Origin of the sequence: Gluconobacter sp., assembly GCF_047722525.1 — a bacterium.
In the GTDB taxonomy this organism is placed as follows: domain Bacteria; phylum Pseudomonadota; class Alphaproteobacteria; order Acetobacterales; family Acetobacteraceae; genus Gluconobacter.
In genome coordinates this window covers 1-21,566 of record NZ_JBDNYY010000023.1, presented here as the reverse complement: position 1 = coordinate 21,566, position 21,566 = coordinate 1, and the positions used below count along the sequence as shown (strand labels likewise).

General features: G+C 59.6%; 17 protein-coding genes. 12 read left to right on the top strand and 5 right to left on the bottom strand.

The genetic code is table 11. The features are described 5' to 3' along the window. From ABF859_RS13430 to ABF859_RS13400, 7 genes are all read left to right on the top strand, one after another. A partial coding sequence (locus ABF859_RS13430; RefSeq protein ID WP_415528214.1) for an ABC transporter substrate-binding protein occupies positions 1 to 972 on the top strand: 972 nt, incomplete at its 5' end. Continuing rightward, the gene (locus ABF859_RS13425; RefSeq protein WP_415528213.1) at positions 972 to 2,102 is read left to right on the top strand and encodes a M24 family metallopeptidase; all 1,131 of its coding nucleotides are present in this window, start codon (positions 972 to 974) and stop codon (positions 2,100 to 2,102) included. The genes ABF859_RS13430 and ABF859_RS13425, both read left to right, overlap by 1 nt. A 2-nt stretch (positions 2,103 to 2,104) precedes the next feature. After that, positions 2,105 to 3,781: an ABC transporter permease gene (locus ABF859_RS13420; protein ID WP_415528212.1), complete on the top strand. Its 1,677-nt coding sequence runs from the start codon at positions 2,105 to 2,107 to the stop codon at positions 3,779 to 3,781. Further along, complete coding sequence (locus ABF859_RS13415) at positions 3,778 to 4,782, top strand: ABC transporter ATP-binding protein (protein WP_415528211.1); 1,005 nt, start codon at positions 3,778 to 3,780, stop codon at positions 4,780 to 4,782. The genes ABF859_RS13420 and ABF859_RS13415 overlap by 4 nt, the downstream gene beginning before the upstream one ends. Before the next feature lie 412 nt (positions 4,783 to 5,194). After that, positions 5,195 to 7,444 carry a TonB-dependent receptor plug domain-containing protein gene (locus ABF859_RS13410; protein WP_415528210.1) on the top strand — a complete coding sequence of 750 codons (2,250 nt, stop codon included), beginning with the start codon at positions 5,195 to 5,197 and terminating at the stop codon, positions 7,442 to 7,444. 229 nt (positions 7,445 to 7,673) lie between these two features. Further along, entirely contained in the window at positions 7,674 to 8,102 is a 429-nt protein-coding gene (locus ABF859_RS13405) for a VOC family protein (RefSeq protein WP_415528209.1), read from the top strand. Positions 8,103 to 8,138: 36 nt separating this feature from the next. Continuing rightward, complete coding sequence (locus ABF859_RS13400; protein ID WP_415528208.1) at positions 8,139 to 9,434, top strand: Zn-dependent hydrolase; 1,296 nt, start codon at positions 8,139 to 8,141, stop codon at positions 9,432 to 9,434. 419 nt (positions 9,435 to 9,853) lie between these two features. Here the strand turns inward: ABF859_RS13400 and hutC are convergent, their stop codons facing one another. Next, positions 9,854 to 10,591, bottom strand: a complete 738-nt coding sequence (gene hutC, locus ABF859_RS13395; protein ID WP_415528207.1) for a histidine utilization repressor — start codon at positions 10,589 to 10,591, stop codon at positions 9,854 to 9,856. 98 nt (positions 10,592 to 10,689) lie between these two features. Further along, positions 10,690 to 11,928: an imidazolonepropionase gene (gene hutI / locus ABF859_RS13390; protein WP_415528206.1), complete on the bottom strand. Its 1,239-nt coding sequence runs from the start codon at positions 11,926 to 11,928 to the stop codon at positions 10,690 to 10,692. Between the two features lie 128 nt (positions 11,929 to 12,056). Here hutI and ABF859_RS13385 point away from each other — a divergent pair, with 128 nt between their 5' ends. The 5 genes from ABF859_RS13385 to ABF859_RS13365 all read left to right on the top strand — a co-directional run bounded on the left by ABF859_RS13385 (position 12,057) and on the right by ABF859_RS13365 (position 18,751). Then, a complete protein-coding gene (locus ABF859_RS13385) occupies positions 12,057 to 13,418 on the top strand; it encodes a formimidoylglutamate deiminase (protein WP_415528205.1) in 1,362 nt (453 codons plus the stop codon). 21 nt (positions 13,419 to 13,439) lie between these two features. Beyond that, on the top strand, positions 13,440 to 14,255 hold the full coding sequence (hutG, locus tag ABF859_RS13380) for an N-formylglutamate deformylase (protein WP_415528204.1): 816 nt from the start codon (positions 13,440 to 13,442) through the stop codon (positions 14,253 to 14,255). Positions 14,256 to 14,341: 86 nt separating this feature from the next. Then, positions 14,342 to 16,027, top strand: a complete 1,686-nt coding sequence (hutU, locus tag ABF859_RS13375) for a urocanate hydratase (RefSeq protein WP_415528203.1) — start codon at positions 14,342 to 14,344, stop codon at positions 16,025 to 16,027. Positions 16,028 to 16,034: 7 nt separating this feature from the next. Beyond that, the gene (gene hutH, locus ABF859_RS13370; protein ID WP_415528202.1) at positions 16,035 to 17,582 is read left to right on the top strand and encodes a histidine ammonia-lyase; all 1,548 of its coding nucleotides are present in this window, start codon (positions 16,035 to 16,037) and stop codon (positions 17,580 to 17,582) included. Positions 17,583 to 17,605: 23 nt separating this feature from the next. Beyond that, positions 17,606 to 18,751, top strand: a complete 1,146-nt coding sequence (locus tag ABF859_RS13365) for an alpha-hydroxy acid oxidase (protein ID WP_415528201.1) — start codon at positions 17,606 to 17,608, stop codon at positions 18,749 to 18,751. On the opposite strand, the gene ABF859_RS13360 is transcribed toward ABF859_RS13365, so the two are convergent. The 3 genes from ABF859_RS13360 to ABF859_RS13350 form a co-directional block, all read right to left on the bottom strand. Next, on the bottom strand, positions 18,744 to 19,277 hold the full coding sequence (locus tag ABF859_RS13360; RefSeq protein WP_415528200.1) for a HutD family protein: 534 nt from the start codon (positions 19,275 to 19,277) through the stop codon (positions 18,744 to 18,746). The two genes, ABF859_RS13365 and ABF859_RS13360, sit on opposite strands and share 8 nt — an antisense overlap. Beyond that, the gene (locus ABF859_RS13355; protein WP_415528199.1) at positions 19,274 to 20,680 is read right to left on the bottom strand and encodes an FAD-binding oxidoreductase; all 1,407 of its coding nucleotides are present in this window, start codon (positions 20,678 to 20,680) and stop codon (positions 19,274 to 19,276) included. The genes ABF859_RS13360 and ABF859_RS13355 overlap by 4 nt, the downstream gene beginning before the upstream one ends. A gap of 13 nt (positions 20,681 to 20,693) precedes the next feature. Next, on the bottom strand, positions 20,694 to 21,566 hold an 873-nt coding region (locus ABF859_RS13350), incomplete at its 5' end, for an aminotransferase class I/II-fold pyridoxal phosphate-dependent enzyme (protein ID WP_415528198.1).

Sequence of the window (21,566 nt, the reverse complement as noted above, 5' to 3'; positions counted from 1 at the left end):
GGGGAGATCGTGTTTGCAAGCTGGGGGGGCGCCTATCAGGATGCCGTGCGTGATGCATGGATCACGCCCTTCACGAAAAAAACGGGGATTTCCGTCATTGAGGATACGGGGCCGTCCCTCGCGAAGATCAAGGTTATGGTTCAGACGGGCAGCGTCAGTTGGGACGTTGTGGGGACGAGCGGTGTCAGCTTTGTTCTGGGGGTTCAGCAGGGCCTGTTCGAACCGGTACCTGCGGATCTGGTGGATCAGTCCCATATCATCCCGGGCGCCCGCAGCCCGTATGGCGTGCCATCTGAAATCTTCGGCACGCTGATTGGATATTCGCGTCAGGCTTTCCCCCTACATCCGCCGGAAACGTTTGCGGATTTCTGGGATCTGAAACGCTTCCCAGGGGAACGGATCCTGCCGGCCCGTCCGGTAACGGTTTTGGAGGCTGCGCTTATGGCTGATGGCGTACCTGCGGGCGATGTCTACAGGATCCTGTCCACGCCTGAAGGGCTGGAAAGGGCGCTCAACAAGATCCGACAGATCCGCCCCTCCGTAGCACTCTGGTGGAATTCGGCTGCGCAGCCGGTTCAGGCGCTTGCAAGCGGGGAGGCGGTCATGGCGCTGGGCTGGAATGGCCGGTTTCAGGATGGTGAGGACGCAGGACTTCCGATCGGGGTGTCATGGGCGCAGAGCATTCTTCAGGTTGGATATTTCCTGCTTCTGAAAGGGGCTCCGGACCGCAAGGAAGCCCTCGATTTCATGCGCTATATCGCGTCTGCCGAGGCTCAGGCCCGGCTGAGCCGGTTCATTTCCTACGGCCCTGTACGCACGGATGTTTTCGGGCAGATTTCTCCCGCCATTCAGGTCCATCTGCCGTCTTCGCCAGAGCATCTGCGGGATGCACTGTTTGTCGATAACGCCTGGTGGGCCGAGCACGGACAGGATGCCACCGAAGGTTATACCTCAGTCATGCAGGGAAACTGATGAGCGACACCGATTACTGGTTCACACGCGCCGAACACGACCAGCGTATCGCCCGCGTCCAGAAGATCCTCAGATCCCGCGGACAGGATGCACTGATTGCTTTCATGCCGGAATCCATCACGTGGCTGACCGGATATTTCACACGCGCTTACGGCGGCTTTCAGTTTGCCATCATTCCCGCGTCAGGGGAGCCGTTTGTTGTGCTGCGTGACGTCGAGAAGTTCCATTTTGACCGTACGTCCCATTATTCGGATTGTGCGCTGTGGAGTGACAGCGATGTTCCGTTGCAGATCGGGGTGCAGGCTATTGAACGCTTTCTCGGAAAACAGCCGAAGCTTGCCGTGGAACTGTCTGCCTGGACGCTGTCGGTCACGAATTATCTTGCGCTGAAAGATGCTTTGGCAGGGGCCTGGATCGAGGATGCCGGGAGCATGGTCGCGGCTCTGCGGCTGATCAAGTCTCCGGCGGAAGTCGCGTTCCAGCGTCGGGCTGCACGCGCAGCGGAAGCCGGGATGCAGGCCGGGATCGACAGTGCGCGGGCCGGGGCCAGCGAGCGGGACATGGCGGCGTCCATCTGTTCTGCGATGATCCTGAAAGGAAGCGATCTTCCCGGGCCGGGTGTTCTGTCTTCCGGGGAGCGGGCATTTCATCTGCACGGCTCCTACAGTGACCGGGTTCTGGAAACCGGGGATCTCGTACAGCTCGAAACCACGCCGAATGTGCGACAGTATCACGCCCGTTTCATGCGTCCGATGAAGGTCGGGACGGCGACGGATGCGGAATATCGGCTTGCGGAGACGCTCATCGACATTCAGGACCGCGCTTTGGCCGCCGTGGCGCCGGGTGTGTGTGCCGCAGTGCCTGATGCGATCTATCGGGAGGGTGTTCTTGGCGCCGAACTGTGCTCCGAATATACGAACAAGACCTTCTATTCGATCGGACTGATGCTGCTGCCCAATTCGGGGGAGATGCTGTCTGCCGTCCCCGAAAGTTCGTGGGTTTTCGAACCGGGTATGGTGTTTCATTCCTATGTGCTGGCGCAGGGCATGGGCATGTCGGAGACGATTCATGTCCATGAAGGGGGGGGTGAGCGCCTGACGCACTTTCCCCGTCAGCTGTTCGTGACCTGACCATGAAGCCGCTTGCCCTTCTGTCCGGGAACCGCTGGTCTGCTGTGCGTCTTCGCGGGCTGCCTGTTGTTCTGGTGCCAGTCTGTTTTCTCGCCGTGCTGTTCGTCTGGCCGGTCCTGCGTCTGCTGGCGCTGGGCTTCGGGGACGAGGCGGGGCCGTTCCATTCCTATCTGCGTGTGTTCACGGTGCCTGCCTATCGCGAGGCGATCCTGGCCACATTCGGAATTGCGCTCGCCGTGACAGTACTGTCCGTGCTGCTGGCCTATCCCGTGGCCTATCTGATGGCGACGGTCTCACCGCGTATGGGGCGTATCCTCGGAATCGGAGTGCTGCTGCCGTTCTGGACGAGTGCGCTGGTGCGCACCACGGCATGGATCATGCTGCTGGAGCGTTATGGTATTCTCAATAGCGTGCTGATGCGGGCGCATCTGATCCGGCATCCGGTGGCGTTCGTCTACAACCTGTCTGGGGTTTTGATCGGCATGAGCCATGTGCTGATGCCGTTCGTGGTGTTTCCTCTGTACACCGCGTTCCGTGGGCTGGACCGGAATCTTGTTCAGGCCGCCACGCTTCTGGGGGCGGGGCCGTTGACCCTGTGCCGGGAGATCTTCATTCCTCTGACGGCGCCCGGTGCTCTCGCCGGTGCAAACATCGTGTTCATGAGCGCGCTGGGCTACTACATCACGCCCGCCCTGATGGGCGGTCCGGCGCAGACCATGGTGTCCCAACTGATTTCATTCAATGTCAGCGAACAGCTCGACTGGGGTATGGCCAGCGCTCTTTCGGGTGTCATGCTGGTTCTGACGCTTGCGACGTTTTTCATGTGCCGGGGTGTTCTGGAAAAGCGTCTGAAAGGGCGTGCAGTCATGGCGGCGCGTCCCTATGGGGAGGGTCTGTCCGGAAGATCCGGAGCAGGATGGGGGATGGCCATTGCGGGATGCGTGGTCATGGTTTTCCTGCTGGCGCCGATCGTCATTGTCTTTCCAATGAGTGTCAGCGCGTCCCCGATCCTGATGTTCCCGCCGCATGGGCTGTCTTTCCGCTGGTATCGTGAACTCCTGAGCCGGCCGCAATGGGCTGCGGCGTTTTTCAGTTCCCTGAAGGTTGCGCTGATTGCCGTGCCGCTGGCGACGGTCCTTGGGGCCTTGGCAGCGATTGGACTTTCGCGGATGAAGGGGACGGTCGCGCAGATCCTGGAGGGGCTCTTCATCCTGCCGATGGTCGTTCCGGTTATTATTCTGGCAGTGGGGCTTTATTACCAGTTTACGCCATTGGGTCTGACCCGTGGGTACTGGGGACTGGGGCTCGGGCAGGCCGTCCTCGCGATGCCATTTGTATTTCTCACGGTTCAGGCGTCATTGCGGGGCTTCAGCAGGGATCTGGAGCTGGCAGCCATGAATCTCGGGGCGGGATGGTTTTCAGTCCTGGGGTATATTCTCTTGCCTGCGCTGATGCCTGCGATTGTTTCAGGGGCGATTTTTGCGTTCATCACGAGTTTCGATGACGTTATTCTTGCTCTGTTCCTGACGGATGTGCGTGCGCGGCCCCTGTCGCGCCTGATCTATGAAAACGTGCTGCAGGATGTAAGTCCCACCATTACGGCAGTCGCAGTGCTCATCATCGTTCTGACGCTGGGGCTTCTTCTGTCCAGCCTCCTGTTTCAGAGAGAAAAGTCATGATGGATCGGCCAGAACCTCTCGGACAGCCGGTGCAGATCCGGGCGCTTGAAAAAAGTTACGGCGGGACACGCATCCTGCAGTCCCTGTCACTGGACATTCCGGCCGGGTGTTTCTGCACGCTGCTGGGGGCGTCGGGTTCTGGTAAAAGCACCATCCTCAAGCTGATTGCGGGTTTCGAAACTCCCGATGGAGGCGAAATCCTGGTTCAGGGACAGGACCTGGGCAGAGTTCCAGTGCATCGGCGTCAGATCGGAATGGTCTTTCAGAACTATGCGCTTTTCCCGCATATGTCGGTGCATGAAAACGTGGCGTTCGGACTGAGGATGCGGCGGATTCCTCGCGAGGAAAGGGAAAGCCGCGTCGGGGAAGCCCTGAGGATGGTCGGGCTGCAGGAATTCGGCAAACGCTATCCACGGGATCTGTCCGGGGGACAGCAGCAGCGTGTGGCTCTGGCGCGCGCGCTGGTGATCCGGCCGCGCATTCTTCTGATGGACGAACCTCTGGGGGCGCTGGACCGTGGCCTGCGGCAGGGGCTGCAGCAGCAGATCCGGGATATCCAGCAGCAGCTTGGCATGACAACGGTTTTCGTTACCCATGACCAGGAAGAAGCCTTGCAGATGTCTGACATGATTGTGCTGATGCGGGAAGGGCGGATCGAGCAGGTCGGCTCTCCTCGTGAAATTTACAACCGGCCGAGAAACGGGTTTGTCGCCAGCTTTCTGGATGACTGCAATTTTCTTTCATTGCTGGGTAGAAACATTGGCATAAGACCGCAGCATCTTCGCGTGGGTTCTGCTGCCCTGCAGGCGGATCATGTCATGGTGGGGTCTGTGGAAAGTATGGTCTTTCTGGGAACGCATCGTCGTATCACCCTCCGGGTTTCAGGTGAGAGCATGATGGCGCGTCTCTCTTCCGAAAATATGGAAGAATTCGTTGTCGGTCAGGAAATCCCTGTTGGGGTTTTTGAGGAAGATTTTATGTTTCTTGAGAAAAATTCCTGACACAATTAATAGAAATTAAAAACGTATACTGAACATACATTATATATCCTTTTTACATGTTTCTTTTCCGTAATATGTTTTCTTGAGAAGACGCTGGTCCGAATCTGAACGGGTTGCTGTCCCGAGAGGCAGGCTCTGGTTCGGTTGCGATTGTCCGGGAGGAAAACACATGAATACGATCCGTTGCAGTAAATGGATGCCGGGCCTTCTGGCGACAACCGGTCTGTCACTTGTGTGGTGTCACCCCGGGGCCGCCCAGACGGTTCAGAAATCTGAACATGTTCAGGGAAGCCGGAAAAGCGTCAGGGCGAGGCCACATGCGCCCCTCTCGGGAACGTCGGCGGCACGTGCCCATGTGGTGTCGCATAAAGTTGAAGCGGTATCTCTACCTTCCGCAAATGAGCAGATCATCGTGACGGGTTCCCGCGGCCTTGCGCGGAAGGTGACGGACAGCCTGAGTCCGATCGACGTGATCAATGCTCGACAGTTATCGCAGACGGGACAGGGGGATCTGGGGGATGCGCTGGTCCTGACCAATCCTTCCCTGAACATGCAGGCCCATCAGACGGACCAGGCCGCCCTGGTGTCTTCCATCCGGATGCGGGGCCTCAACCCGGACCAGGTTCTGATCCTTATTGATGGCAAGCGTCGTCATACCACTGCGAACATCAATTCGGATTCAGGCCCGGAATCCGGCGAAACGCCTGTTGATATCGACATGATTCCCATGAGCATGATCGATCATATCGAAGTGCTTCGGGATGGGGCGGCGGCGCAATACGGATCGGATGCCATTGCCGGTGTGATCAACATCATTCTCAAAAAGGGTGCACGGGGTGGGTCGCAACAGGCGCTGGCCGGCGCCACCTATCAGGGGGATGGCTTTACTTATCAGGTGCGGGGAGATCATGGCATCCGTCTTGGGGATGACGGATTTCTCCATTTTGGTCTTGATTTCAAGCATAATGATCTGACTTCCCGCGATGCGATCGATAACCGGACGGGACGCAAGGATTTCAATCAGGAAGGTGAGCCGGATCAGACGCGTGTGAACGTCGCCATCAACTGGGGCAAGGATCTGTTCGGGGGCGCGGCGAATTTCTACGGGAATGTGATCTATGGACACCGTCACGGTGAATCCCCCCAGTATTTCCGCGTGGCCAGTACGTTGCCGTCCTATTATCCGTGGGGTTTTGCGCCAGTCGATACGTCTGATGAAGATGACTATGCAGCGACGGTAGGTCTGAAGGGAGATAATTTTCTGGGCTTTGGCTGGGATATCAGCACGACCTATGGCGCGGATAATTTCCATCTGCGCCAGCACGACTCAGCCAATTTGAGCTACCTGGCCACCTATGGCTGGACGCCCACCAGTTTCAATCTTCGCTCTTTCCAGTCCACCCAGTGGACCAATAATCTCGATTTCCATCGGGCGATCCGTGTTCCGCTGCTGGCTGCGCCGCTGCATCTGGCATTTGGTGCAGAGCACCGCATGGAGAGCTACACCATGACAGCTGGTGACTATGCTTCATATTACGGCTCCGGTTCGCAGGCTCTTGTCGGGTTGTCGCCGAGCAATGCAGGGTCATGGTATCGCGATGTCTATGCGGGATATGTGGATGTTGACGTGCGACCGGTGAAGCATCTGGATATCGATTTTGCAGGGCGTTTCGAACATTATACGGATGCAGGGAATGCCGAGACCGGCAAGATTGCCGCGCGCTATGATTTCACGAAATGGTTTGCGATCCGTGGGGCCATCAACACGGGCTTCCGGGCGCCGACCCTGGCGGAAGAACATTATTCCACGCTGGGTGTGGCACCGACCTATGCCGGTGGGCAGCTTGCCGTCAATTCGGCCGCTGCGGCTGCCTTGGGCGCCATTCCGCTCAAACCCGAATTCTCGACCAATGCCAGTGGTGGCTTTGTGTTACGTCCCATCAAGAACCTGAACATCACGACTGATGTCTATCAGATCAATATCCGCGACCGGATCATCAATGGCGGCAGCTATTCGGGACAGCAGGCAGTTGATGCTATCGAGCAGATGGGCATTCAGGTGCCGAGCACGATTTCACCATCGTCCGTGACTGCGCATTATTACTCCAATGGTGCCAGTACCCGCACCCAGGGGCTTGATATCGTTGCGAATTATCTGAGTGATCTGCATCAGATGGGAACGATTAACTGGGATCTGGGCCTCTCCCTGAACCGGACACGCCTGACCCATCTGGGGAACGACACGAACGGTAATCCGCTCCTGACGGCTCAGACAATTTCCTATCTCACGACGACCTCCCCGCGAAGCAAGATCATGATGTCCGCGCGCTGGAAATATCACAATTTCGATGTTTTCATTCAGGAGATGCGCTGGGGTGAAACAAAGGATATGAAGTCCTACCGCACCGGGCCTCATGCAAACTCCAACTCCATTTTTTACCCGTTTGCCAACACGCCGGTGTGGGTCACGAATGCGGAATTCGGATATCAGGCCACGCACAAGATCCACATTGCGGTGGGTGCCAATAACCTGTTCAACATGAAGCCGCGTCGTCTTCCTGCTGACGGGACCTATGCTGGCGCGGAAATCTATGACGATTACTCCAACCAGATGGGATACAACGGCGGATACTATTATCTCCGGCTGAACTCCACATTCTGATCCCGAAAGGCAAAGCCGGCCGGTGGTTTCGGCTGTCCAGGGCAGAGTCATGCTCCGGATCAGTCGGAAATGCGGGAAGCCTATTGGCATGAAAGGCTGGATCGCTGATTGCGGGGCGAGTTGAGGGGGCAGACGCAGGAATTATCTTCGTCTGAACGCATATAATCATATGATTGTTTCGGTAGCGGACATGGTATGAACGGGTTTTTCAAAAGTCATGGTGCAGTTTATGGTTAACCCGTTTCATCTTGCTTTTCCGGTCGATGATCTTGATGCGGCACGGAACTTCTACGGAACCGTTCTTGGTTGTGCCGAGGGGCGCAGTACGGAGGCATGGATCGACTTTGATCTCTACGGGCATCAGATCGTGACACATCTGATTCCGGAAGCCTGCCGTGCCGCCGCCGGTGGTGGGGCGGGTGCAGTTGACGGGCATAATGTGCCTATTCCTCATTTTGGCGTTGTTCTCGACATGGATGACTGGAAAGCTTTGGCGGAACGTGTCCGCAGTCATGGCATTACCTTCGGGGTGGAACCTCACATCCGCTTCGTAGGCCTGCCGGGCGAGCAGGCGACGATGTTCTTCTGTGATCCGGCAGGCAATGCACTGGAATTCAAGGCTTTTGCCAATATGCAGCAGCTTTTCGCCAAGCAGTAAAACATCCTTCCGACCGAGCAGATACAAGGATCACTCATGGCCAGTTCCTCTCCAACTGAGATCGACGCCATTTCCTGTCCCATACCTGACATCGATCTCGGATCTTATCTGTTCGGTCGGTTGCATGAGATCGGTTTTGACGGTCGTGGCATGACCCGTCCATCTTACGGGAGAGAGGAAAATTTCGCACATGCCCTCTTCATGGAGATCGGGCGTGAATACGGGTTGGAGATCCGCCGTGACTGGGCCTCCAATCTTTTCATCACGCTGCCGGGGCGTGCCCGGAACCTCCCTGTCGTTATGACGGGATCTCATGTCGATACTGTCCCGTGTGGAGGGAATTTCGATGGTGCCGCAGGTGCCGTCGCGGGTCTGCTGGTCCTGTGCGCCTGGGTGAAAGCGGGTTTTCGTCCAATGCGGGATACGACCTTGATCGTGACCCGGGCCGAAGAAAGCGTCTGGTTCCCTCTCTCCTATCTGGGAAGCCGCGCGGCGTTCGGGCTGCTCAATCCTTCCGCCCTCGATACACCGCGGAGTGATGACGGTGTGAGCTTGCGGCAACATATGCTGGATTGTGGAGCAGAACCTGATCTGTGTGGTCGGGCTCCTGTTCTGGATCCCGCGAAAATCGACTGTTTCGTCGAGCTCCATATTGAGCAGGGGCCAGTTCTTCCGGAAGCTGGCGTTCCGGTCGGGATCGTGACGGGAATCTGTGGCAGTACGCGCTATCGTTCGGCCGTCATCCACGGACAGTATGCTCATTCCGGCGCGACGCCGCGTCGTTTCCGGTCAGATGCTGTCATGGCAGGAGCCAGCATGATGACGGCATTGCATGAGGCGTGGGAAAAGGTGGAGGCGGCAGGCGAGGAGATGACTCTTACGTTTGGCGTCTGTAAGACCGATCCGGCGCAGGCGAATTTCGCTGCCGTTCCCGGACGGCTGGAGCTTGTGATCGATATCCGTTCCCGGGATGAGGCCCTGCTGGACCGCATGAACGCGCTCGTCATCGAACAGGCGCGGCGTGTGGAAGCCGATTATAACGTTCAGGTGGCTCTCGGTCCCCGGACGCGCAGTACGCCTGCTGCCATGGATGAGACTCTTCAGGGGCGGGCACGGAGCCTGGCTGCGGAAATGGGCCTTCCAGTCATCTCGATGCCAAGTGGTGCCGGGCATGATGCGGCAACATTCGCGGGGCAGGGCATCCCGACTGAAATGCTGTTCGTGCGGAACGCCAATGGGAGCCACAACCCGGACGAAAGCATGGAAATGGAGGACTTCATGCAGGGCGTGAGCCTGTTGGAGCGGCTTCTTCGCGAACGGGCCGGGAAGTGAGAGATTGAGAGCTCGGGGGACTATGCTGAGTCCGCGCTGTCTAGAAGGGCTATCCACTCAGGAGGTCAAGGTCTCCGACAAGCGCCAGTGGCCAGTTCACGCATGTTTGTGGCGCTGCCTGAGAAAGAGCGATTGCAGCATATCAGATGCGATATTGTTGCGCAGGCAGTTGCTGTCGACTGTCACGGCAGTGTGATGCTGTTCTCGTTGTGGCAACAGATAGCTCAAGTTCTATCCTCACGGTATGTGAACTTATGGTTATGCCGGGGAATGAAGATCCATCTGCTACCAAGAGAAAGAAAAGAGGCAGGACCACTGCCTGCAATCCACAGTTTTATTTCGGCATTCAAGCGCGAGAGGAGGTTGTTTCCAGTCCCGGTTCTGTTTGACGGAACACCGGTTTATGCAGAGGCCTTCAGTCAAAGCTCTTCGTGAGACTTGCGACGGCCGCCCAGACTGTAACGATTGCCTGGGTAGGTGAAGATACCTTTCATGACGACGCGGCCTTTGACCCATGTGCGACGTACGAGCTGGAGGCAGGGTTCGTGAGGACCAATGTCCAGCAGGGACTGTAATTCCTGTGTGGGAGAGACTGCGAAGACGATATGCTCGATCTCGTCCGGGCCGGAGATATGGTACAGATGCCTGTGGGGATGGGTGAGAGTGAAATCCTGTTGCAGGTATTCGGGAGCGAAGGCCGGGGAAACGAAACGTTCTTCCACCTGTAGGGGGATATCGTCTTCGAAATGGACAATCACTGAATGGAAGAGTTTGCTGCCGGGCCGCATGTCGAAGGAAAATGCAAGGTCGATATCGGCTCTGATGGCTTCCAGTGTGATGACCTGCGCCGTATGGATGTGTCCTGAGGCCAGGATATCATCAGCGATATCATGAAGTTCCAGGAGGTCAGCTTTCGGAGAGGGGCGGGATACGAATGTTCCGACACCCTGTGCACGGACCACAATCCCCTCGGTCATCAGTTCGCGAAGAGCCCGGTGTACCGTCATCCGGGAGACGCCGAGAAGTTCGACCAGTTCGCTTTCGGAGGGAAGCTTCTGACCTTCTTTCCACTCTCCGTCCTGAATGCGCTCGGTAATGTAGAGTTTGACCTGTTCGTACCGAGCGGGAGAGCGTTCCCGGGAGACGTCCATCTTCATGTCGCGGGCTGTCCTTCAGCTAGGGAGCGGCAATCCAAAAAACATCCTGGCGAAACTGTTATTTAGACAAGAGGTTGTATGGATAAGAGTATGCAACTTTATATCACAGGGTCGAGTTTACCGTCAAAAATTCGGTGAATGGGTCTTCTGCCCCCGATCCAGTATGACAGTTCGTGTGCACCGGCGATATCCCACAGAAGCATGTCTGCAGCCTTTCCTGCTGTCAGCGTGCCAGTGATGTTCTGAAGCCCGAGTGCCTGGGCGCCGATCCGGGTCACGGCGGAGAAGGTCTCTTCCGGCGTCATACGGAACAGGGTGCAGCCCATATTCATGATGCCTGTAAGGCTGACACTGGGGGAGGTTCCGGGATTGCAGTCGGTGGCGAGCCCCATCGGAACCTTGTGTTTCCGGAACAGATCCACCGGTGGCAGACGCGTTTCACGGATGAAATAAAAGGCTCCGGGCAGCAGCATGGCAACTGTGCCTGCGGTAGCCAGATCGATAACGTCATCCTCGACGACATATTCCAGATGGTCGGTCGAGAGGGCGCCGTAACGCGCTGCCAGTCTTGTGCCGCCGTTGTTCGAGAGCTGCTCGGAATGGAGGCGGACGGGGATTTTCAGGTCGGTTGCCGCAATGAAGAGCCGTTCGATCTGATCGGGGGTGAAGGCGATGTTTTCACAGAAGCCGTCAATGCTATCGATCAGCTTTTCTTCTAGGGCCTGAGGGAGAATGTCCGTGATGAGATGGGAGACATAGTCGTCCTGCCGGTTCTTGAACTCGGGTGGCAGGGCATGGGCGCCGAGGAAGGTTGCATGAACACGTACCGGCAGGGCGGCACCGATGCCACGGGCGACACGGAGCTGCTTGAGCTCGTCCTGCAGGGTCAGGCCATAGCCGGACTTCATCTCGATGGTCGTTGTGCCTTCGGCAATCATGCGGCGAACGCGGCGGGCGGTGATGTCGAAGAGTTCGTCTTCGGACACATTGCGGGTGGCCTTGACCGTGGAGATGATCCCCCCGCCTTTGCGCGCGATTTCTGCGTACGAGACGCCGTTAAGGCGTTCTGCGAACTCCAGACTGCGGTCTCCGGCGTAAATGACATGGGTGTGGGCATCCACGAGGCCGGGTGTCATCCAGAGGCCGTTTCCTGAATGGACCGCCTGCGCCAGGTTCTGCGGAGCGTCTGGAAGGTCATGGGCCGCCCCGATCCAGCTGATTCGTCCGTTTTCAATGCCGAGGGCGGCGTTGTGGATGCAACCATAGCCGTCCTGATCCGAAATGAGCGCCGGGTCGGCCGTCGCGACATGAATGTCTGTCCAGAGCGTATCCCACATTCGCGTTCTTCCTTGCGCCATCAAATCTGTCGTGGTGGTATATACAAGTCTTACAATTCCATTATCATCATGCAACCAACGGGAAAAGAAAAGACTTTCCGCGTGCTGGGGAGAGGAATGTCGAGGTTATGGAACTGTTTGCGGAACAGGCCCTTCTGCCGGACGGCTGGCACAGGAATGTGCTGATTACCGTTTCTTCTGACGGGCGATTCGAATCGATTGTCCCGGACGCCCGGATATCTGCCGGTTCCGAGCGGAAAGCGATTGTTGTTCCGTCGCAGCTGAGTCTGCATTCCCATGCTTTTCAGCGGGGCATGGCGGGGCTGGCGGAGAGCCGTCAAAATCCGGCGGATACGTTCTGGACCTGGCGGCGGTTGATGTATCAGCTCGCGCATCGCATCTCACCCGAGCAGATACAGGACATTGCAAGCTACCTGTATATGGAAATGCTGACGGCCGGATATACGCAGGTCGCGGAATTTCATTATCTGCATCATGCGCCGGGTGGAGCGACTTATGGACAGGTGGCGGAGATGTCCCTGCGCGTCGGGGAGGCGGCGCAGGCGGTCGGCATTGGTCTGACGCTTCTGCCGACGCTTTACGAACGCGGTGGCTTTGACGGGCGTCCTCTTCAGGAGGCGCAGGAACGGTTCGCGACGACGGCTGAACTCATCGGCAGGATCATCAGCGAGACACGATTGGCCTGGGCAGAAACGCCGCTGCTCTCTGTTGGGCTGGGTCTGCATTCGCTGCGGGCGGTTGATCTGAAGACGGCTTCGGATCTTCTGGCTGCGCATGAGGGGCCTGTGCATATCCATGTGGCCGAGCAGCAGAAGGAAGTGGAGGAGTGCGTTGCCTTCGTGGGCGCGCGGCCTGTGGAATATCTGCTGTCTCAGACGGATGTGGATGAGCAGTGGTGTCTGGTGCATGCGACCCATCTGTCCGCTTCCGAGGTTGCGGATATGGCGCGTTCCGGGGCTGTGGCGGGGCTTTGTCCGATCACGGAAGCCAATCTGGGGGACGGGCTTTTCCCGCTTGCGCCCTATGTGAATGGCGGGGGACGCTTCGGGATTGGAAGCGACAGCAATGTGCTGATCAGCCCTTGGGAAGAGCTGCGCACTCTGGAATACGGGCAGAGGCTTTTTACGCAGACGCGATGTGCGGCTCTGCCGGCGGAGACGCTGGGGTCTACGGGCGGGTGGCTGTACCGGCAGGCTCTGGAGGGCGGCCGACGGGCCTGTGGGCTTGAGTCCTGGGGGCTGGTTGCCGGGGCGCGGGCGGATCTGTGCGTGTTGGACGAGGATCTGCTGCCGCTGCCGTATCTTCAGGATGATGCCGTTCTTGATGCGGCTATTTTCGGATCACGCCAGCCCCCCGTGAAGGATGTGCTGTGTGGTGGCCAGTGGCGCGTGCGCGATGGACGGCACCTGAATCATGACGCTGTGACGGCGGCGTTCCGGCGCACCGTGCGCACTCTTCTTGATCTCTGATCTTACAAGGAAATCCTGACCATGACGGATGTTTTATCCTTTGTTCGCGGGACGATGCCCGTACTTGTGACCCTTCCTCATTCCGGCTGCCATCTGGCGCCCGGGATGGAACGGCGGATGACGGAACGCGGGCGTCAGCTACCTGATACCGACTGGTATATGGAACATCTCTATGCCGGTGCCCTGTCGAAGGGCATGGGGGTGCTGAAGGCCAATCATTCCCGTTACGTGGTGGATCTGAACCGTGGCGCCGATGATGCGGCGCTTTATCCGGGGCGGCCCAGCACGGGGCTTGTGCCAGCGCTGACGTTTGACGGGCAGCCTATTTACCGGCCGGGACAGGAGCCGGGCGAAAGCGAGATCGCAGAGCGGCGTGAGGCTTACTGGCGCCCCTACCACGAAGCTGTCGCGGAAGAGCTGGAGCGGCTTCGTCAGAAATGGGGATGGGCGGTTCTGTGGGACGGGCATTCCATCAAATCCACCATTCCTCGCCTGTTTGAGGGGACGCTTCCGGACCTGAATCTGGGGACCAATAGCGGACACTCCTGTGACGGAGAATTGCAGGCTCTTCTGGCGCAGAGGCTGGCTGGAAACGTGGCCTACAGCCATGTCGTCAATGGTCGTTTCAAGGGCGGATACACGACGCGGCATTACGGCCAGCCAGAGCGTGGAATCCATGCCATCCAGCTTGAAATTGCGCAGTCCACCTATCTGCGGAGTGAAGAGACTCCCTGGCCGATCGATCTGGAAAAGGCGGTGCGTCTGTCGCGGATGATCGACGGTCTGCTTGAGACCGCGCTGTGCTGGCGGCCAGAGGCAACGCGTTCGGGAAAATAAATCCCGATGTCATTTCATAAATGGATTGACAATTCCGCAGAGCAATTTGAGTATTGGTATATACAAGTTCATACAGGATGAAGCCCATGAGTGATCCCGGCAACCGCCTTTCGAATGATCGTGTCATCCGCGCCCCGACCGGGCCTGAACTCTCGGCGAAGAGCTGGCAGACGGAAGCGCCGCTCCGGATGCTGATGAACAATCTGGATCCTGACGTTGCGGAGAAGCCGTCGGAGCTCGTTGTCTATGGTGGCATCGGTCGCGCGGCACGGAACTGGGACTGCTATGACAGGATCGTCGAGGCGCTGCGTGATCTGGAAGATGACCAGACGCTTCTGGTGCAGTCCGGCAAGCCGGTTGGCGTGTTCCGGACGCATGCTGATGCGCCGCGTGTCCTGATCGCGAACTCCAACCTCGTGCCGCACTGGGCGACCTGGGAGAAGTTCAACGAACTCGATCGCGCCGGGCTCATGATGTACGGCCAGATGACGGCGGGATCGTGGATCTATATCGGCTCGCAGGGCATCGTTCAGGGCACGTACGAGACCTTCGTGGAAATGGGGCGCCAGTATTATGGCGGGAACCTCAAGGGGCGCTGGATTCTGACGGGTGGTCTGGGCGGCATGAGCGGCGCGCAGCCTCTTGCGGCTGTCATGGCCGGTGCGTCCATGCTGGCGGTCGAATGTGAGCCGTCCCGTATCCGCAAGCGTCTGGAGACGGGGTATCTGGATCGGCAGGTCGAGACGCTCGATGAAGCTCTGGAAATCATTCAGGACGCCTGTGCGAAAGGCGAGGCCGTTTCCGTTGGTCTTCTGGGAAATGCTGCCGAAGTCTTCCCGGAACTGGTGCGCCGCGGCATCCGTCCGGATGGTGTGACGGATCAGACGTCCGCCCATGATCCGCTGAACGGCTATCTGCCTGCCGGATGGTCGCTGGAGCAGGCCGAGAAAATGCGGATCACCAATCCTGCCGCGGTCGAGAAGGCGGCGCGGGAGTCCATGCGGCTTCAGGTCGAGGCCATGGTGGCATTCCATCGTCAGGGCATTCCGACCTTCGATTACGGCAACAACATCCGCCAGATGGCCTTTGACGAAGGTCTTGAAGACGCTTTTGCCTTTCCGGGCTTCGTGCCGGCCTATATCCGCCCGCTGTTCTGCCGGGGTATCGGTCCGTTCCGCTGGGCGGCACTTTCGGGGGATCCGGAGGACATTTTCAAGACCGATGCAAAGGTCAAGGAACTGCTTCCGGACGACACGCATCTTCACAACTGGCTCGATATGGCGCGGGAGAAGATCCACTTCCAGGGATTGCCCTCGCGCATCTGCTGGGTTGGTCTGGGGGACCGCCATCGTCTAGGACTGGCGTTCAACGAGATGGTTGCCAGCGGTGAGCTCAAGGGCCCGATCGTGATCGGCCGTGATCATCTGGACAGCGGTTCGGTCGCCAGTCCGAACCGGGAGACCGAGAGCATGCGTGACGGTTCGGACGCTGTGTCCGACTGGCCGCTGCTAAATGCGCTGCTTAATACGGCGTCGGGCGCGACCTGGGTGTCGCTGCATCATGGCGGCGGCGTCGGCATGGGCTTCTCCCAGCATTCCGGCATGGTGATCGTGGCGGATGGCACGCCGGATGCGGCGCGGCGTCTGGAGCGGGTGCTGTGGAACGACCCGGCTACGGGCGTCATGCGGCATGCCGATGCCGGTTACGATATTGCAACTGACTGTGCCCGCGAGAAGGGCCTCGACCTTCCCATGATCACGCGCGGAGCCTGAGACCATCATGACAACCAGCATTTTTACACTCACGCCCGGCAAGATCACGCTCAGCGACCTGCGGGACTTCTATTTCGGGCAGAGCGATGTCCGTCTGGACGACGGGACCTTTGAGGCCCTGCAGCGTGCGGCGGACTCCGTGGAGCGCATCGTCGGGCGTGGCGAGCCTGTCTATGGTGTGAATACGGGTTTCGGAAAACTCGCGAAGACCCGTATTCCCGATGATCGTCTGCGCGATCTGCAGCGCAACCTGGTGCTGAGCCATGCCGCGGGGATCGGCCAGCCGATGCCGGAGCGTGTGGTCCGCCTGATTTTGCTGCTCAAGGCCAATGGTCTGGCGCGCGGCTATTCGGGTGTGCGTCCGCAGATTGTGCAGCTTCTGCTGGACATGCTGAACCGGGGCGTTGTGCCCGTTATTCCTGAAAAGGGATCGGTTGGGGCTTCGGGCGACCTGGCTCCGCTGGCGCATATGTCGGCTGTGGTGATCGGCGAGGGCGAGGCCTTCTATCAGGGCAAGCGCCTGACGGGAGGCGAGGCTCTGAAGGCGGCCGGGCTTGAGCCTCTGGTTCTGGGTGCCAAGGAGGGGCTGGCCCTTCTGAACGGTACGCAGGCCTCCACAGCGCTGGCGATTGCGGCGCTTCTGGATGCCGAGCGGCTGTTTCATGCAGCTCTCATCACGGGTGGCCTGACGCTTGATGCGGCGCGGGGCACAGATGCGCCGTTCGATCCGCGTCTGCATGAACTGCGCGGCCAGAAAGGGCAGATTGAATGTGCTGCGGTCTATCGCGCACTGATGCAGGGTTCTGCCATTCGGGCATCGCATCTTGAGGATGATGAGCGGGTTCAGGATCCGTACTGCCTGCGCTGTCAGCCTCAGGTCATGGGGGCCTGTCTGGACAATCTGCGTCAGGCGGCGCGAGTTCTGGTGATCGAGGCGAATGCGGTTTCGGACAACCCGATTCACTTCCCGGACACGGATGAGATGATCTCGGGCGGCAACTTCCATGCAGAACCTGTGGCGATTGCCGCAGATCTCATGGCGATTGCCGTATCAGAGGTCGGAGCGATTGCAGAACGTCGTCTGGCGCTGCTGGTCGATGCGCAGATGAGCGGCCTTCCGCCGTTCCTGGTGCAGGATAGCGGTCTGAATTCCGGCTTCATGATCGCGCAGGTCACGGCTGCGGCGCTGGCGTCCGAAAACAAGACGCTGGCGCATCCCGCGAGTGTGGACAGCCTGCCCACCTCGGCCAATCAGGAAGATCACGTGTCCATGGCGACATTTGCGGCGCGTCGGGTCGGCGATATCGTGGACAATGTCCGGACGATCATTGCCGTTGAATATCTGGCGGCCGTGCAGGGGCTTGATTTCCTGGCACCGCTGGAAACATCCGCGCCGCTGCTTGAGGTCGCGAAGACGTTGCGGAAAACTGTGCCTTTCTTTGCTCAGGACCGGCTGTTTACGCCGGACATGGAAGCGGCCCGCGCGCTCATCATTGAGGGTGTTCTGGGACGTTGTGTCGGGTCGGGTGTTGCCTTGCCTGCTCTTGAGGGCTGATCTGCACGGGAGAAGAACGGGGAATGGACCATCACGGTATCGCGGCTCTGAAACGGCGGGCTGACAGGGTTCTTCCCCGTATTTTCCGGGATTATGTAAACGGTGGTTCGCATTCGGAGCGCACCGTCTGGGCCAATCGCCGTGCCTTTGATCGGTGGACGGTTGTTCCGAAATGTCTGGTGGATGTTTCGGAGTGCGATCTGTCCGGATCTTTTCTGGGAGCCACGCATCGGCTCCCGTTCATGCTTGCGCCGCTGGGCTTCGGCGGCCTGATGTGTCCGGACGGCGAGATCCGGGCCGCGCGGGTTGCGGCTTCGGCGGGTTTGCCGATGGCGGTCTCTACATTCGCCATTCAGTCGCTGGAGACGTTGTCCCGGGTTCCGGGCGTGACGCTCGCGGCGCAGATCTATGTGTTTCGGGATCGGGGCATTACGCGCGACATGCTGCGCCGGGCGGAGAGTTGCGGCATCCGCAACATCATCCTGACGGTTGATACACCGATTACGCCGCTCCGGTTGCGCGATGTGCGCAATGGTTTTCGCAATCTGACGCGCCCCTCCCTGCGGCATGTGCTGTCCATGGCCGTACATCCGCGCTGGACGGCGGGGATGCTGCGGAACGGGATGCCGAAAATCGGCAATCTGGCACCCTATGGCATGGGCAGTAACCTGATGGAGCAGGCCAGAAATGCGGCGTCCCAGATCGATCCGACGCTGACCTGGAAGGATCTGGACTGGCTGCGCTCCGTCTGGCCTGGGCAGCTTGCCGTGAAGGGAATCATGGACGCCGGGGACGCGCTGGCCTGCCAGAAGGCGGGGGCGCAGACGGTGATCGTTTCCAATCATGGGGGGCGGCAGATGGACCCGGCCCCGTCGTCGCTTTCCGTCCTGCCAGACATTGTCGAGGCCCTGAAGGGCGAAACAGATGTCATTTTTGACGGGGGTGTCCGCTGGGGCGGGGACGTCGTGACCGCACTGGCGCTGGGCGCGAAGGCTGTGGGGATCGGGCGTCCCTGGGCCTGGGCGCTTGCTGCGGGTGGCGAGAGAGGGGTTCGCAGTCTGGTGGACGGGCTGGGCGGTGAAATCCGTGATGTCCTGCGGCTGGGCGGGATGGTGGATCTTGCGTCGCTGCGGGCGCAGGGCGCGGCAGCGCTCCGGCCGGTCAGGTGACGGCGTAGGCGATCTGACCCGCTTTCCGGATGGTGAGCTTAAAAGGGACTTCGCTCAGAAGACTGTCTCCCGGCTCAAGCGTATAATGCTGCTCTTCGATCATGACGTCCCAGTGCCCTTCTACGGCGATAAAACCCAGCAGAGCATCTGAAGGAAGATTTTCCGGCGTGATAGCGGTCAGGTCCGGGCCTGTCCTGTTCGCGGGGCGCATCAGGTTCAGGACGTCGACCGGGCCGTCCAGAGGTGCGCCGGTTAGGGGCAGGTCGCCACTGAACCGGATCACGCCGCCGGGCTGATCCAGCAGAAGGGGTGGAGCGCCCGAAACGGGAAGAAGCTGGACACCATTGCCCGTCAGAAGTCCCATCTGTCTGAACAGACCCGCAAAGCTGGAGAACGGTGCGGGTCGGGTGATGCTGGCGACACTGAGGCGCCATTCCGGCTGTTCGGTCAGCAGGCGGGTGGTGCCGGCTCCATTTTTCCATGGGCTTGCGGGCACGGTGTGCAGACGGATGTGCCGTATGCTCATGAGGCGTCTGCAGGAACAAGTTTCCCGGGATTGAGGATGTTCTTCGGGTCCAGTGCGGTCTTGATGGCGCGCATGACGGAGAGGGCAGCAGGTTCGTGCTCTTCGGTCATGAAGATCTGTTTTGCGAGGCCGATCCCGTGTTCGCCACTTGCGGAACCGCCGAGCGAGAGGGCGCGGCGGATGATTTTATGATCCAGTTCAAGGGCGCGCTTTTCGGCATCCGCGTCATTGGGCGGGATCAGAATGACGGTATGGAAATTGCCGTCTCCGACATGCCCGACAATGGGGGCCAGCAGGCCGGAGGCGTCGATATCGGCTCTGGCGCCGGTCATGAGTTCCGTCAGGGCGGCGATGGGGACGATGGCGTCCGTGGTAATGCCCCTGTAGCCGGGACGATAGGCCATGCAGGCCCAGAAGGCGTCATGACGCGCCTTCCAGAGCGTGTTGCGCTCTTCGGTTGCGGTGGCCCAGCGGAAGGACTGGCCACCCTGGCTTTCCACGAGATCGCGCAGCACCGTTTCCTGCTCCGCGACACTGGCGGGGGAGCCTGTCAGTTCGAAGAACATGGTGGGGAGGGCGTCGTAGCCCGTGAGATGCGAATACTGGATGCAGGCGTCCATCTGGACGTCGTCGAGCAGTTCCATCCGGCCGACCGTCAGGCCGCACTGGATCACGAGGACAGCCGTCTCCACGGCGCTGGCCAGTGTCTGGAACTGGCAGACCGCGGCTCCTACCGCCTCGGGGATGGGATGAAGCTGGGCCTGCACTTCCGTGATGACGGCCAGCGTGCCTTCCGAACCGATGAGCAGACCCGTCAGATCGTAGCCTGTGGCGGCCTTGCGCACGGCACCGCCCGTATGGAGGATGCGTCCGTCGGCCAGCACGGCCGTCAGGCCCAGCACGTTGGCGCGCATGGTGCCGTAGCGCATGGCGCCGGTGCCGGACGCCCGGGTCGCGCACATTCCGCCAAACGTCGCCTCGCCCCCGGGATCGACCGGAAAGAACAGGCCCTGTGTTCGCAGATGGAGGTTCAGATCCTGCCGGGTCACGCCCGCCTGCACGCGGCAGGTCAGGTTCTCGGGCGAGACGTCGAGAATATCCGTCATCATGGACAGATCGAGGCTGATGCAGTCCGGAACGGGCGTCAGCTGTCCTTCAAGGGAGGTGCCGCCGCCGAAGGGAATGACGGGAACGTTTTCCTCGTGGCAAATTCGCAGGGCGTCGGACACGTCCTGCGTGGTGCGGCCGAACAGGACATAGGCCGGCAGCAGGGTCTGATCCGGGTGGCGCCATCCTTCGCCATGCGCGTGATGATCGCGGACCGTCTCGTTGGCGGTCAGACGATCCCCGAAAAGAGGGGCGAGACGCCGGGCGGCGCGTTCGGCGGCAGAGGGGCCGGTCATGGCGCGTTCCTTCTCAGGCTGCGGAGGAATGTGAGGGCTGACGGACGCGATCGAGGGCGGCAAGGAAGGTCTGGCTGTCTTCGGGGCGCGCAATGCTGACGCGGATCCAGTTTTCGTAGCCCTTTTCCTTCCAGGGTTTGACGATGACGCCCTGTTCGAGAAGACGCTCGGCGAGGGCTGACGCGGATTCTCGGGCGTCGAAGAACAGAAAGTTGGCGAAGGACTGTGCGACGAAATAGCCCCGTTTTTCCAGAGCCTTTTTCAGCGCACGCCCTTCGGTCAGGGTTGCGTCCACCGTCCTGTGCATGTGCTCCTGATCGAGCAGGCTCAGCCGGGCCATTTCCAGCGCAGCGCTGTTGCTGTTGAACGGATCGCGGACGCGCGTCATGACGGCGGTGAGGCCGGGATCTGACGTCAGCGCGTAACCCACCCGCAGCCCGGCCAGACCGTAGGCTTTCGAGAAGGTTCTCAGGACCATCCAGGGGCGCGACTGGTTTTTGAGAATGGTGAGGCTGTCGGCATAGTCCGGGCTGGAGCGCGCATATTCCCAGTAGGCTTCATCGATGACGATCAGTGTGTCCGCCGGGCAGGCGTCAACCAGCGTCTGCATGGCCTCCCCTGTCATCATGCAGCCGACGGGATTGGACGGGTTCGAGAACATCAGCACCTTGAGGGCGGCGGAGGAGACGGCCTGATGCAGACGCGGGAGGTCGAAACGGGCATCTGGCGTCATGGGAATGGCTTCTGTCGTGGCGCCCATCATCTGTGGCCAGATCAGATGCAGCCCGAAGGAGGGCAGAACCGTGACGAGGCGGTCTCCGGGGGACAGGAAGGCTTCACAGATCATGCGGATGATCTGTTCGGAGCCGTTTCCGATAACAATCCG